12 protein-coding genes are annotated in these 13,222 nt (G+C 68.2%); 5 read left to right on the forward strand and 7 right to left on the reverse strand.

Annotated features, from left to right (window positions below; all coding sequences use genetic code 11):
• Positions 1-947, forward strand: a 947-nt coding sequence (gene holA / locus Q0996_RS01045) for a DNA polymerase III subunit delta (RefSeq protein ID WP_299615100.1), incomplete at its 5' end; no start/stop codon positions are given.
• A gap of 69 nt (positions 948-1,016) precedes the next feature.
• On the opposite strand, the gene Q0996_RS01050 is transcribed toward holA, so the two are convergent.
• The 6 genes from Q0996_RS01050 to Q0996_RS01075 form a co-directional block, all read right to left on the reverse strand.
• Positions 1,017-1,946 carry a ParB/RepB/Spo0J family partition protein gene (locus Q0996_RS01050; protein ID WP_299615103.1) on the reverse strand — a complete coding sequence of 310 codons (930 nt, stop codon included), beginning with the start codon at positions 1,944-1,946 and terminating at the stop codon, positions 1,017-1,019.
• Between the two features lie 145 nt (positions 1,947-2,091).
• Positions 2,092-2,904 carry a ParA family protein gene (locus Q0996_RS01055; protein ID WP_299615229.1) on the reverse strand — a complete coding sequence of 271 codons (813 nt, stop codon included), beginning with the start codon at positions 2,902-2,904 and terminating at the stop codon, positions 2,092-2,094.
• 38 nt (positions 2,905-2,942) lie between these two features.
• Positions 2,943-3,581, reverse strand: coding sequence for a 16S rRNA (guanine(527)-N(7))-methyltransferase RsmG (gene rsmG, locus Q0996_RS01060; protein WP_299615105.1), 639 nt, complete (start codon positions 3,579-3,581; stop codon positions 2,943-2,945).
• Between the two features lie 44 nt (positions 3,582-3,625).
• Positions 3,626-5,551, reverse strand: a complete 1,926-nt coding sequence (mnmG, locus tag Q0996_RS01065) for a tRNA uridine-5-carboxymethylaminomethyl(34) synthesis enzyme MnmG (protein WP_299615107.1) — start codon at positions 5,549-5,551, stop codon at positions 3,626-3,628.
• A gap of 156 nt (positions 5,552-5,707) precedes the next feature.
• Complete coding sequence (gene mnmE, locus Q0996_RS01070; protein WP_299615109.1) at positions 5,708-7,141, reverse strand: tRNA uridine-5-carboxymethylaminomethyl(34) synthesis GTPase MnmE; 1,434 nt, start codon at positions 7,139-7,141, stop codon at positions 5,708-5,710.
• A gap of 86 nt (positions 7,142-7,227) precedes the next feature.
• Entirely contained in the window at positions 7,228-7,482 is a 255-nt protein-coding gene (locus Q0996_RS01075) for a DUF6489 family protein (protein WP_299615111.1), read from the reverse strand.
• A 255-nt stretch (positions 7,483-7,737) separates the two neighbouring features.
• Here Q0996_RS01075 and Q0996_RS01080 point away from each other — a divergent pair, with 255 nt between their 5' ends.
• From Q0996_RS01080 to Q0996_RS01095, 4 genes are all read left to right on the forward strand, one after another.
• Positions 7,738-9,831, forward strand: a complete 2,094-nt coding sequence (locus tag Q0996_RS01080) for a thioredoxin domain-containing protein (RefSeq protein WP_299615113.1) — start codon at positions 7,738-7,740, stop codon at positions 9,829-9,831.
• Positions 9,828-10,304 carry a methylated-DNA--[protein]-cysteine S-methyltransferase gene (locus Q0996_RS01085; protein WP_299615115.1) on the forward strand — a complete coding sequence of 159 codons (477 nt, stop codon included), beginning with the start codon at positions 9,828-9,830 and terminating at the stop codon, positions 10,302-10,304. The genes Q0996_RS01080 and Q0996_RS01085 overlap by 4 nt, the downstream gene beginning before the upstream one ends.
• A gap of 92 nt (positions 10,305-10,396) precedes the next feature.
• On the forward strand, positions 10,397-11,101 hold the full coding sequence (locus Q0996_RS01090) for a dienelactone hydrolase family protein (protein ID WP_299615117.1): 705 nt from the start codon (positions 10,397-10,399) through the stop codon (positions 11,099-11,101).
• The gene (locus Q0996_RS01095; protein ID WP_299615119.1) at positions 11,098-12,075 is read left to right on the forward strand and encodes a quinone oxidoreductase; all 978 of its coding nucleotides are present in this window, start codon (positions 11,098-11,100) and stop codon (positions 12,073-12,075) included. Before Q0996_RS01090 ends, Q0996_RS01095 begins: the two co-directional genes overlap by 4 nt.
• A 191-nt stretch (positions 12,076-12,266) precedes the next feature.
• Here Q0996_RS01095 and Q0996_RS01100 read toward each other — a convergent pair whose 3' ends face one another.
• Complete coding sequence (locus tag Q0996_RS01100; RefSeq protein WP_299615120.1) at positions 12,267-13,217, reverse strand: LysR family transcriptional regulator; 951 nt, start codon at positions 13,215-13,217, stop codon at positions 12,267-12,269.
• Positions 13,218-13,222: the final 5 nt, after the last annotated feature.

The raw sequence follows: 13,222 nt of genomic DNA on the forward strand, positions 1-13,222 counted from the left end.
GCCGCGAACGCATCGCCCAGTTGCGCGCCGTCGTGGTCGACGATCCCAACGACCCCTTCCGCGTTTCCGAGCTGACCGCCGCCCAGATCAAGGCGGATCCGGCGCGGCTCGCCGACGAGGCGGCCGCCCTCACCTTCGGCGGCGGGCGCCGCTTTGTCGCGGTGCGCGAGGCCGCCGACAGCATCACGGCGACGGTGAAGGATTTCCTGGATCATGCGCCGGGCGAGGCCTTCGTGGTCTTCGATGGCGGGGACCTGCCGGGCCGGTCGAGCCTGCGGCGTCTCTTCGAGGGCGCGAAGGCCGCGGCGGCCATTCCCTGCTACCACGACGACGCGCGCAGCTTGGCGACGGTGGTGCGGGAGTTCTTCGCCGACGCCGGCCTGGGCATCGATCGCGAGGCGGTCGAATTCCTCGCCGCCCATCTTGGCGGCGACCGGGCGCTGACCCGGCGCGAGCTGGAGAAGCTGCTGCTGTTCAAGGGCAGCCGCGACGGACCGGTCACCCTGGGCGATGCCGAGCTCTGCATCGGCGATTCGGCCCTGCTCAATCTGGACGACGTCGCCTTCGCCACCGCCGCAGGCGATTTGCCGGCGCTGGAGCGCGCCCTCGCCCGCTGTCTCGCCGAAGGCAGCACGGCGGTCAGCCTGCTCCGCGCGGTGGCGCGCCACTTCCAGCGCGTCCACCAGGTCGCCGGCGCGGTGGCGACGGGCGCATCGGTGGATCAGGCGATGAAGGTACTGCGGCCGCCGGTCTTCTGGAAGTCGGCGCCGCGCTTCAAGGCCCAGGCCGGCAGTTGGACCGCCCGGCACCTGGCCGGGGCCATGGAGCGCCTGGTCGAGGCCGAGGCCGCCTGCAAGCGCAGCGGCGCGCCGCAGGAGAGCCTGGCGGCGCGGGCACTACTGGAGATCGCCGCCAATGCGCCGGGCCGCCGGCGGAGCGCCCAGTAGATCAATCACGGATCGCTTCGCAGCGAGGCCGGGCGCGCCCGGGCCGGCTCGTTCAGATCAAGAACGACTCTATGGCTTCGGCGTGATCGGCGGCATCTGGTTCAACCGGTGCAACACATCGTCCAACTGCTCCAGCGTCTTGTAGTGGATGGTGAGCGAGCCGCCGCTGCCGTGGAACTTGATGCTCACCTTGAGCCCAAGCAGGGCGGTCAGGTCCCGCTCCAGGGCAATGGTGTCGGTGTCCTTGGGGATCTCTTCCGCAGCGCTGGCGCCGCCGCCCGCCGGTGCCGGCTTTGGCGCCGCCTTGGCGTCCTGGACCAGGCGCTCGGTCTGGCGGACGTTCAGGCCCTTGCTGACGATCTCGGCGGCCAGGTCCTCCGGGGCTTCGTGGCCCACCAGGGTGCGGGCGTGGCCGGCGCTGAGCTTGCCTTCCATGACCATGGTCTTGACGGATTCCGGCAGGGTCAACAGCCGCATCGTGTTGGCGATGTGGCTGCGGCTCTTGCCCACCACCTTGGCCAGATCGTCCTGGGTGTGCCGAAACTCGTCCAGCAGCCGCTTGTACCCCTCCGCCTCTTCGATTGGGGTCAGGTCTTGCCTTTGAACATTCTCGACGATGGCCAGTTCCAGGGATTCGGCATCGCTGAGCTCGCGAATGATGACCGGCACCTCATGGAGCTTCGCCTTCTGCGCCGCCCGCCAGCGCCGTTCGCCGGCGACAATCTCGAATTCGCTCTGCCGGTCGGGATGGCGGCGCACCAGGATCGGCTGCAGGATGCCCTGGGCCTTAACGGACTCCGCGAGCGCCGCGACGGCCTCCTCGTCGAAGACCTGACGCGGCTGATAGCGCCCGGGATGCAGGTGCTCGACAGGCACCGACTTGCTGGAGCGCACCCGATCGAGGGACGCGTAGTCCTCGTTCTCTTCGCCGAACAATGCCGCCAGGCCGCGCCCCAGGTTGGTGCGCTTGCCGTGATCCGATGGTGCTCCGTCTGTCATCGCTTTGGTCTTCCCCACATGACATGCCGTGCCGGCATGCCGCGTCCGGTCCGCAGCCGCCTGCGCACCGGCCTAGAGTTGCTCGTTGTTCTCCCGAAACGAATTACTCTCAACCCCCAACCGTCGACCAACCGGCGTGAGGGGCCTAGGAGGCCATGGCCGGCCGGCCCGCCAGGCCATCCTCGCGCTGCAGGATTTCCCGCGCCAGGCGCACATAGGCCTGGGACCCGGCGCAGCGCAGGTCGTAGAGCAGCACCGGCTTGCCGTGGGACGGCGCCTCCGAGACCCGGACGTTGCGCGGGATCACTGTGCGGTAGACCCGCTCGCCGAGGTGCCCGCGGACGTCGGCGGCCACCATCTCGCAGAGATTGTTCCGACGGTCGAACATTGTCAGGACCACGCCCTGAAGCACCAGCTTCGGATTGAGGGCACGCTGAACCCGCTCGATGGTGCGCATCAGATGGCTGAGGCCTTCCAAGGCGTAGAACTCCGCCTGCAGCGGGACCAGGACCGCGTCCGCCCCCACCAGGGCGTTGAGGGTCAATAGACCCAGCGCCGGCGGGCAATCGATCAGTACGAAGTCGTAACGACCCCTCACCTGCTCCACCGCGTCGCGAAGTCGATACTCGCGGCGGTCGACGGAGATCAACTCCAGTTCGGCGCCGGACAAGTCGACGCCGGAGGGAATGATGGCCATGCCCGGCACCAGGGTCGCGGCCTCCGCAATCGCCACCGGCAGGCCCTGGATCAGCACCTGATAGACGCCCTGGCTGCGCTTCTCCGGCGAGACCCCCAAACCGGTGCTGGCGTTGCCCTGGGGGTCCATGTCGACGATCAGGACCCGCTTGCCGCAGGCCGCCAATGCGGTGGCCAGATTGACGGTGGTGGTGGTCTTGCCCACCCCGCCCTTTTGATTCGCGACCGCCAAAATGCGGGTTTCAGGAGGCGCCGGCGGGATCGGCCCGCGCTCCTGGGGTTCCTCAACATATTGTAGGTTCAAGGCGCGCGATCCTCAACAGATAGAAGTTTGAGACGCAGGATCCGTCCCTCCGGATCGGTGATGCTCTCAAAGCGCTCGATTCGCAGTCTCCATCTTTTGCCCGCGTCGGTCAATTCCTGATCCACGTTTCGCCCCTTCAGAAAGAGCCCCGTTGCCCCCTCTTGCCCGGGTTCCGGGAGAAGAAATCGCTCGGCCTGGGCGAGGATTTTCGGCAGGGACGCAAAGGCCCGGCAGGTGACGACATCGACGGGAAAGGCTTCCAAAGATTCCAGCCGGATCGGATGCACCGTCGCCGCCGCCCCCGTTTCCCGGACCACCTCTTGTAGGAACACCGCCTTGCGCTGGTCCGACTCCACGAGGTGGACGTGGCCGCAGCCCAGAAGCGCCAGGACCAGCCCCGGGAAGCCACCGCCGGACCCGAGGTCCAGGATGCTGCGCGGCGCCGGGGCCGGCGGCAGATAGCTGCGAAGCTGTGCCGAGTCCAGAAAATGCCGGCGCCAGAGGTCCGGCAGGCTCCGCGGGCTGATAAGGTTGATGGCGGCGGTCCACTTGGTCAGCAGCGCCGCATATCGGTCAAACTTGTCCTGTGTTTCACGTGAAACATCAAGGAGGCGCTGGAAGTCGTCCGCCGTCAAACGCTCCGGCCGCGGTTCCATAGTCTTCGCAGAGATTTCCGGCGCTAGGCCGCGGACTCGTCCGGCCGCGCCAACCCGCCCGTCTGCCTGTCCGGCGGGCGCTTCTTCACGAAGCGAAGCAGGGCCATCACGGCGGCCGGGGTCACGCCGGGAGTGCGCGCCGCGGCGCCGAGGGTCTCCGGCCGTGCCCGCCCCAGGATCTCCCGGACCTCCGCCGACAGGCTTCCGATCTCGGCGTAGTCCAGGTCCACCGGCAGCTTCAAGGCCTCGTCCTTGCGGAAAGCCCGGATGTCGGCCTCCTGGCGCTCCATATAGCCCTGATAGCGGCCTTCGATCTCGATCTGCCGGGCGATGCCGGCCGGGATGCCCTTCAGGGCCGGCCAGATGGCGGAGAGGCGATTCAGATCGAGGGACGGATACCGCAGCAGCTCAAAGGCGCTGCGCCGGACCCCATCCTGATTGATGGCGATCCCCTCCGCAGCCAGCGCGTTGGGGGTGGTCGTCAGGTCGTTCACCAGGGCCCGGGCCTCCGACAGCGCGCGCATCTTGGCCTCATGGGTCCGGCGGCGGTCCGCGCCGACGCACCCCAGGGCGATCCCCTTGGCGGTCAGGCGCTGGTCCGCGTTGTCGGCGCGCAGTTGCAGCCGGTACTCGGCCCGGCTTGTGAACATGCGGTAGGGCTCGCTGACCCCCCGGGTGACCAGATCGTCGATGAGCACCCCGATGTAGGCCTCTGCGCGGTCCAGGACAAAGGGATCGCTCCCCTGCCCGGTGCCCGCGCTCCCGGCGGCCCGCGCCGCGTTGATCCCCGCCATCAGTCCCTGGGCCGCGGCCTCCTCGTAGCCCGTGGTGCCGTTGATCTGCCCGGCCAGGAAAAGGCCCGGCATGCGCCGCGTCTCCAGCGAGCGGTTCAGCTCCCGCGGGTCCACGTAGTCGTACTCGATGGCATAGCCCGGCTGCAGCATCACCGCCGTCTCCAGCCCCGGAATGGTCTCAAGCAGCGCCTTCTGGACTTCCTCCGGCAGGGATGTCGAGATGCCGTTGGGATAGACCGTGGGATCGTCCAGGCCCTCCGGCTCCAGGAAAATCTGGTGCCGCCCCTTGTCGGCGAAGCGCACCACCTTGTCTTCGATGGAGGGGCAGTAGCGCGGCCCCACACTGTCGATCTGGCCGGAATAGAGCGGCGCCCGGTCCAGGTTCTCCCGGATCAGCGCATGCCCCGCCTCGGAGGTGTGGGTGATGTGGCAGACGATCTGCGGCTGGGCGATCTCCCCGGTCAGGGTCGAGAACGGCTCCGGCGGAGAGTCGCCGGGCTGTTCGATGAGGCCGCGATAGTCGATGGTCCGGCCATCCAGGCGCGGCGGCGTCCCGGTCTTCAGCCGGCCGAGCTGAAACCCCGCCCGCGCCAAGGTGGCGGCGAGACCCACCGCCGGCGCCTCCCCGACCCGGCCCGCGGGAATGCGCCGCTCCCCGATGTGAATGAGACCGCGCAGGAAGGTGCCGGTGGTCAGCACTACCGCCGCGGCCCGCAGCTCCGCCCCGTCCTCGGTCACCACCCCGGTGCAGCGCCCCTGCGTATCGACCAGCAGATCGCCGACTGCCGCATCCAAGATGCTCAAGCCGGGCTGCGCCGCCAGGCGCTCCTGCACCGCGGTGCGATAGAGCTTGCGGTCCGCCTGGGCCCGCGGGCCCCGCACCGCCGACCCCTTGCTCGCATTGAGCATCCGGAACTGGATCCCGGCCGCATCGGCCACCTGGCCCATGAGCCCGTCCAGGGCATCGATCTCCCGAACCAGGTGTCCCTTGCCCAGGCCGCCGATGGCCGGATTGCAGGACATGACGCCGATGCTCTCGCGCCGGTGGGTCACCAGCAGCGTGTTCGCCCCCAGGCGCGCAGCCGCCGCGGCCGCTTCGCAGCCCGCGTGGCCGCCGCCGACGACAATGACATCATGCCTGCTCTGCCGCACCATCGGCGTGCATTCCTTCCGAGAGACAGCCGTTGTTTGAGCGGGTTATATCAGGCTTGGCCCGCCAGACAACAGGCAGGCGGGCCTTGATCCGGGCTCCGGCCGCCGGGATTCAGCCCCTGTTCACTTTGTTTCACGTGAAACAGGGCTCATCACCCATCATTTACCGATACAGAACTCCCTGAACACAATATCTAGTAGGTCTTCCACATCGACCCGGCCGGTGATCCGCCCCAGGGCCCGAACCGCCAATCTGATCTCCTCAGCGACCAGTTCGGGCAAGGCCGCAGCCGCTGCACGGCGCAGCGCAGCGGCGCAGTCCTCCAACGCCTGCCGGTGGCGCGCCCGGGTGATCTCCGATCCGCCTGTTCCGCCCTCGAAACAATCCCGGGCCTGCTGGATCAGCCCGCCGAGCAGCGCCGTCAGCCCCTGCCCGCTCTGCGCCGATATGACGAAGCAGCCAGCGCCGCGCGCGGCCCCCTCCGTTTCGACAGCGGATCGAACTTCTGCCACGCGGTCCGCCGAGACCGCGTCGGCCTTGTTGAGGACCACCAGGCTCTGATCATCGATTAGCGCCAGGAAATCGGGATCGAGGGACCGTTCCGCCTCCAGATCGATCACCAGCAGCTTCAGGTCGGCGGCGGCGGCGCGACGGCGGGCGCGGGCCATCCCCTCCTGCTCGATGCGCCAATGGGCGTCGCCCATCGCCGTGCCATCGCTGATCGGCCCCGCCGCCCCGTCCTCTTCGGTCTGCCGCAGGCCGGCGGTGTCCACCAGGGTCACGGGGTAACCGCCGAGATCGAGGTGCACCTCGATCAGGTCCCGGGTGGTTCCGGCCATGGCCGAAACGATGGCCGCCTCGCGCTGGGCCAGTGCATTCAGTAACGACGACTTGCCGGCATTGGGCGGCCCCAGGATCACCGCCGTCAGGCCGTCGCGCAGGCGCTCGCCCCGGCGCCCGTCGCGCAGCGCCGCCTCGATCTCCGCGGCCACCGCGGCGGCGCTCTCCAGCGCCTGCCGGTCGAGGGCCTCCGGCAGCTCCTCTTCGGCAAAGTCGATGGCCGCTTCGTAGTGCGCCGAGACCCGCAGCAGCCGCGCCGCCCAGCCCTCGGTGAGGCGGGCCAGCCCGCCTTCCATCTGGCGCAGGGCCTGGCGCCGCTGCGCCTCGGTCTCCGCGTCGATGAGATCAGCGAGTCCCTCTGCTGCCGTCAGGTCGAGCTTGCCGTGGTCGAAGGCCCGGCGGGTGAACTGCCCCGCCTCGGCCGGGCAGAGGCCGGGCAGGGTGGCGAGGCTCGCCAGCGCCGCCCCGATGACCGCCCGGCCCCCGTGCAGATGCAACTCGGCCACATCTTCCCCGGTAAAGCTTTGCGGTCCCGGAAACCACAGCACCAGCGCCCGGTCGATGCGCTCGCCGCTGCCGGGATCGCGCAGAATGCGCAGGCTGGCCTGGCGCGGCGCCGGCAGGGGGCCGCGGGTGAGCGCGGCGAGAGCCCCGCCCGCCTGAGGCCCGGAGATGCGCAACACCGCAACCCCGGCCCGGCCCGGCGCGCTGGACGGCGCGAATATGGTACTCTGGTCCTGGTCCTCATTCATTATATTTAGTTACTTATCTCTCCATAGCATATTGTTCTCTATTATACCTTTTCATTATTGATGAGTTATTTTAATCTCATTCACTGTTACTCCTTCGGCGGCCGGTCGCGGGCCGCTTTGGTCATCTGCGACCAAAAGGCCTTCTGGAGTTGCTCCCATCCCTGAATGCCGGCCGGCAGCCAGGTCTTGAAGAGTTGCTCCGGTTCCATGGCCGCCAGGTTGGCCATCATCCGCTTCTGCATTTCCTCCAGCACCGCCTTTTGCATCGGCGCGACATCCGGCAGCCCCAGAAAGGCCCGCGCCTCCTCCGGCGTGCAATCGATATCCAGGTGAATCTTCATCGCTCCCGCTCCTCTTTCTGCCCCGCCCGGCCGGCACCCTGGGCACCGCATCCGCAGCCTACAACCCGTCCCCTATCACCCCACACATTTCAGGGTTGAGCCGAGGGGCCTTGGCCACTCATATAGAGGACGGAATTCGCTACCCGCAAGGGGCGCTCCGGCAGGGCAGAGTCGCAGGACAATGCCTGGCCGCAGCGCCGTCGATGGGTGCAACGCCGTCCCGCCCGTCCCCCACCCAGTCCGAAGAGCCGAGCCTTGACCGAGCAGCTCACCTCCCCGCCCAACGACGCCGACGGCGGCCTCAGCAATCGTCTCGGCGCAGAGACCAGCCCCTACCTGCTGCAGCACCGCGACAATCCGGTGGCCTGGCAGCCCTGGGGCGAGGAGGCTTTCGACCGGGCGCGGGAGACCGGCAAGCCGGTCCTGCTCTCGGTGGGCTATGCCGCCTGTCACTGGTGCCATGTCATGGCCCATGAGTGCTTCGAGAGCCCGGAGATCGCCGGGCTGATGAACCAGCTCTTCGTCAACATCAAGGTCGACCGCGAAGAGCGACCCGATGTCGACAGCATTTATCAGGCCGCCCTGGCGCTGCTGGGTGAGCAGGGCGGCTGGCCGCTCACCATGTTCCTGACGCCCGAGGGTGAACCCTTCTGGGGCGGCACCTACTTTCCGCCCTCGCCGCGCTACGGCCGGCCGGGCCTGCCGCAGGTGCTGCACGGCATTGCCGAGATCTACGCCAACGATCGCGCGCGGGTGACCAAGAACACCACCGCCCTGAAGGACGCACTCGCCTCCCTGTCGCAGAACCAGCCCGGCGAGGCGATCACGCTGCCGATGATCGATCAGGTCGCCAACCGCCTGGTGCGGGAATTCGACATGCGCCACGGCGGTATCGCCGGCGCCCCGAAGTTTCCGCAGCCCGCCATCATGAAGCTGCTGTGGCGGGCCTGGAAGCGGGGCGGCCCGCTCTCCCTGCGCGAGGCCTGCGCGCTGACCATGACCAAGATGAGCCAGGGCGGCATCTACGACCACCTCGGCGGAGGCTATGCCCGCTATTCGGTGGATGCGGTCTGGCTGGCGCCGCACTTCGAAAAGATGCTCTACGACAACGCCCAGCTCCTGGATCTTCTCGGCTGGCTCTGGCAGGACACGAAAGACCCGCTCTACGAACAGCGCATCCGCGAGACCGTCGCCTGGACCCTGCGGGAGATGATCGCGGACCTGGACGGAAGCGGCACCAGTCCCAGCGGTGCTTTCGCCGCCACCCTGGATGCCGACAGCGAGGGCGAGGAAGGCAAGTTCTACGTCTGGTCGGAAGAGGAGATCGACAGCCTGTTGGGCGACGAGGCCCAGCTCTTCAAGGCGCACTACGACGTCAGCGCCCGCGGCAATTGGGAAGGCAAGACCATCCTCAACCGCACGGCGCGGCCGGAACTGGCCGACGCCGATACGGAACGCCGCCTCGCCGACGCCCGCGCGCGGCTCTTCGCCGAACGCAGCAAGCGTATCTGGCCCGGCTGGGACGACAAGGTGCTGGCCGACTGGAACGGCCTGATGATCGCCGCCCTCGCCGAGCTGGGCCCGCTCTTCGCCGAGCCCGACTGGCTGGCCGCCGCCGAGACCGCCTTCGCCTTCGTCTGCCGGGAGATGGTCCGCGACGGACGGCTCCACCACAGTTGGCGTCACGGCCGCCTCAAGCACCCGGCGACCCTCGACGACTATGCCAACATGACCGTGGCGGCGCTCGCCCTCTTCGAAGCCACCGGCAGCCGCGCCTACCTCGATCAGGCCGAGACCTGGATCGACGCGCTCGACCGCCACTACTGGGACGCCGACCAGGGCGGCTATTTCCTCACCGCCGCGGACACCAAGGGGCTCATCGTGCGCACCAAAACGCCCCACGACAATGCGGTGCCCTCGGGCAACGGCATGGCCCTGACCGCGCTGGCGAAGCTCTTCTACCTCACCGGCAAGGAGGCTTACCGCAGCCGGGCGGAGGCCCTGATCACAGCCTTCTCCGGCGAGATCACCCGCAACTTCTTCCCGCTGGCGACGCTTCTGAACGGCGCCGAGATCCTGATCTCCGCGGTGCAGATCGTGATCATCGGCACCAGAGGCGAGCCCGAGACCGACGCCCTCGTCGCCGCCACCCGCGGGCTCTGCCTGCCCAACCGCATCCTCCAGGTGATCGCCCCGGACGAGGCCCTGCCGGAAAGCCATCCCGCCCACGGCAAGACCCAGAGCGAGGCGCGCACCACGGCCTACGTCTGCCACGGCCCCACCTGTTCACTGCCCATCACCGATCCGGCAGGGCTGGTCACCGCGCTGGGCGGCGCGCCGGCGTCATGACCCGCCTCAGCCGCAGCGTCGAAACCCCGACCGGACCGGTCCGCCTGACCGAGGAGGATGGCAGCATCGTGCGGGTCACCTGGGGCCAGGGCGGCCGGGATTCGAGCCCCCTGCTCGACCGCGCCGCCACCCAGCTCGAGGCCTACTTCGCCGGCGCCCTGCAGCGCTTCGACCTGCCGCTGCGCCCCTTCGGCAGTGACTTCCAGCGCGCCGTCTGGCGGGAGATGCTGCGCATCCCCTATGGCGAGACCCGCTCCTACGGCGACCTCGCCAAAGCCACCGACGGGATCGCCCGGGCCGTCGGCAGCGCCTGCGGCGCCAACCCCATCCCCATCTTCATCCCCTGCCACCGGGTCCTCGCCGCGGACAAAGAGCTCGGCGGCTTTTCCGGCGGCAAGGGCCGCGAGACCAAGGAACAGCTCCTCACCCTCGAAGGCTCCTGGCCGGTCCAGCACAGCTTCGCCTTCGGCTGAGGTGATGACTAAGCGCCGCCACGCTGACCGTGGAGGTGCTGAGAAATGCGGGTTAAGCTGGCCGCAGTGCAATTCATGGAAGGGGAAGGCTCATGGCGGAAGTCACCATCGACGGTCCGGACGGCAGTTTCACGGTCTATGCGGCAGCGCCCAACGACGGCGACGGGCCGCCGGCGCCGGGCATCGTCGTCGCGCAGGAGATCTTCGGCGTCAACCAGGTGATGCGCGACACCTGCGACTGGCTGGCGACCCAGGGCTTCGTCGCGGTCTGCCCCGATCTCTTCTGGCGCATCGAACCGGGCATCCAGCTCACCGACCAGAGCCAGGCGGAATGGGACCGCGCCTTCGAACTCTTCGGCCTCTTCGATGTGGACAAAGGAATCGAGGACATGAAGACCACCCTGGCCACGCTGCGCGCCCACGAGGTCTGCAACAGCAAGGCGGGCAGCATCGGCTACTGCCTCGGCGGCAAGCTCGCCTACCTCATGGCCACCCGCTCCGATTCCGACTGCAACGTCGGCTACTACGGCGTCGGCCTCGGCGACCTGCTGGGTGAGGCCGACAAGATCGCCAAGCCGCTGATGCTCCACATCGCCGAGAAGGATGCCTTCTCCTCGCCGGAGGAGATTGCCAAGGTGCAGGCTGGGCTCGCCGGCAACGGCCAGGTCAGCGTGCATGTCTACGAGGGCCAGGACCACGCCTTCGCCCGTGAGGGCGGGGAGCACTACGACGCCGCCTCGGCAACGCTCGCCAACGAGCGCAGCGTCGACTTCTTCAGAAAGGCGCTGGGCGCATGACCAAGGCGATCCGCATCCACACACCCGGCGGGCCCGAGGCGCTGGTCTACGAGGACGTCGAGGTGCCTTCCCCCGGCCCGGGCGAAGTGCTGATCGACCAGGGCGCCTGCGGCCTCAACTACATCGACGTCTATCACCGCACGGGACTCTATCCGCTGCCTTCCCTGCCCGCCGTCATCGGCATGGAGGGGGCCGGCACCGTCGCCGTCGTGGGCGAAGGGGTCGCGGCCTTCAAACCGGGCGACCGGGTCGCCTATGCCGACGCGCCCCCCGGCTCTTATGCCGCCCAGCGGCTCATGCCCTGGCACCGGCTGGTGAAGCTGCCCGATGCGGTCAATGACCAGCAGGCGGCGGCGATGATGCTGCAGGGCATGACGGTGGAGTACCTGATCCGCCGCACCTATGCGGTGCAGCCCGGCGACACGGTGCTGTTCCACGCCGCCGCCGGCGGCGTCGGCCTCATCGCCTGCCAGTGGCTAAACCATCTGGGCGCCACGGTGATCGGCACGGTGGGGTCGGATGAGAAGGCTGCACTTGCGAAGTCGCACGGCTGCCATCACACCATCAACTACCGCGAAGAGAACTTCACTGACCGGGTGCGGGAGCTGACCGATGGCGCCGGCGTCCCCGTGGTCTACGATTCCATCGGCAAGGACACCTTCGAGGGCTCCCTCGACAGTCTGCGTCCCCGCGGCCTGATGGTCAGTTTCGGGAACGCTTCGGGACCGGTCGAACCGTTCAATACGGCGCTCCTCGCCCAGAAAGGGTCGCTCTACCTCACCCGGCCCACCCTCCTGACCTACAATGCCCAGCGCGAGGACCTGGAGGCCTCCGCGGCGGCGCTCTTCGACGTGGTGACTGCGGGCAAGGTGAAGATCGAGGTCAATCAGACCTACCCCTTGAGCGAGACCGCCCAGGCTCACCGCGACCTCGAAGGCCGCAAAACCACCGGCTCGACAGTGCTGCTGCCTTAGGTCTCGGCCCAAAATGAACGGCCTGGTTTCAATGGCTTGCCAACACCATTCCTCCCAAAATCGTCACCCTCGGGCTTGTCCCGAGGGTCCATGGACAGACCGAGACCAGGACCTCGATGGATTGCCGGAACAAGTCCGGCAATGACGATCGGGGGAATCCGGAGCGCGGGAGTCCTTCGACTGACAAGGCCCTATTTCGGGTCAGGCTTTGACGGCGTTTTCCCCTTGCGTCGAGCCGGTTTCGGCCCGCTCCGCCTTGCGGTCAGGAAGTCGATGAACAGGCGCAGCAGTTCGAGGCGCCGGTTCTGCTCCGGGTAGTAGAGATAGAACGGCGGCAGCTCCGTGACGTAGGGATCGAGAACCGTCTCCAGGGTGCCGGCCTTGAGATCGTCCTCGACGATCTTTCGCAGCGACCAGCCGATCCCCTGGCCGTCCCGCACCGCCTGCCGCACGGCGTCCATGCTGTCGAAGATTAGCCGCCTCGGCGGGTCGACGGTCTTCGTTTGTCCGTCTTCGACGAACTGCCACTCGTGAATGCGGTTGGCCGTGATGTACTTGTAGCGCACGCTGCGATGGGTCAGCAGATCGCGCGGATGCGCCGGCCGCCCGAAGGCCGCGAAGTAGGAGGGCGCCGCGGCATAGCAGGCGGTCAACGCCCCGGTCACACGCACCGCAACCACATCCGTGGTCAGCCGGTCGCCGAGCCGGAAGCCCGCGTGAAAGCCCTCCTTGACGATATCGACGAGCCCCTCGTTGATGGAGAGGTCCAGGCAGACGTCCGGGTAACGCTTCTGAAACGCGGCGAGGCGCGGCGCGATGATCAGGGTGTAGACACTGCTGGGCAGGGTGAGCCGCAGGGTACCGGTGGTGGACTTGCCGACGGCGCGGGTGCCTTCGATGGCATCGGTGAGTTCCTCGAAGGCTGGCGCGGCCCCGGCATGCAAGGTGCGCCCGGCCTCCGTCAGCTCCAGAGACCGGGTGGTGCGGACCAGCAGGTCGACCCCGATCCTGCGCTCCAGCGCCTTCAACTGATGACTGACCGCCGGCGCCCCGATGCCCAGCGCACGGGCGGCGGCCCGCAGCGAGCCCTCCCGGACAATCGCCAGAAACACCTCGATGCCGCCGATCGGTGCCCGGTCCATTGTTC

Source organism: Pelagibius sp., assembly GCF_028289705.1.
In the GTDB taxonomy this organism is placed as follows: Bacteria; Pseudomonadota; Alphaproteobacteria; order Kiloniellales; family Kiloniellaceae; genus Pelagibius.

Coding starts and splice junctions, on each gene's coding strand:
- Q0996_RS01050 (WP_299615103.1), bottom strand. CDS start 1,946: ATGACAGACGGAGCACCATCGGATCACGGCAAGCGCACCAACCTGGGG.
- mnmG (WP_299615107.1), bottom strand. CDS start 5,551: ATGGTGCGGCAGAGCAGGCATGATGTCATTGTCGTCGGCGGCGGCCAC.
- mnmE (WP_299615109.1), bottom strand. CDS start 7,141: ATGAATGAGGACCAGGACCAGAGTACCATATTCGCGCCGTCCAGCGCG.
- Q0996_RS01075 (WP_299615111.1), bottom strand. CDS start 7,482: ATGAAGATTCACCTGGATATCGATTGCACGCCGGAGGAGGCGCGGGCC.
- Q0996_RS01085 (WP_299615115.1), top strand. CDS start 9,828: ATGACCCGCCTCAGCCGCAGCGTCGAAACCCCGACCGGACCGGTCCGC.
- Q0996_RS01090 (WP_299615117.1), top strand. CDS start 10,397: ATGGCGGAAGTCACCATCGACGGTCCGGACGGCAGTTTCACGGTCTAT.
- Q0996_RS01095 (WP_299615119.1), top strand. CDS start 11,098: ATGACCAAGGCGATCCGCATCCACACACCCGGCGGGCCCGAGGCGCTG.
- Q0996_RS01100 (WP_299615120.1), bottom strand. CDS start 13,217: ATGGACCGGGCACCGATCGGCGGCATCGAGGTGTTTCTGGCGATTGTC.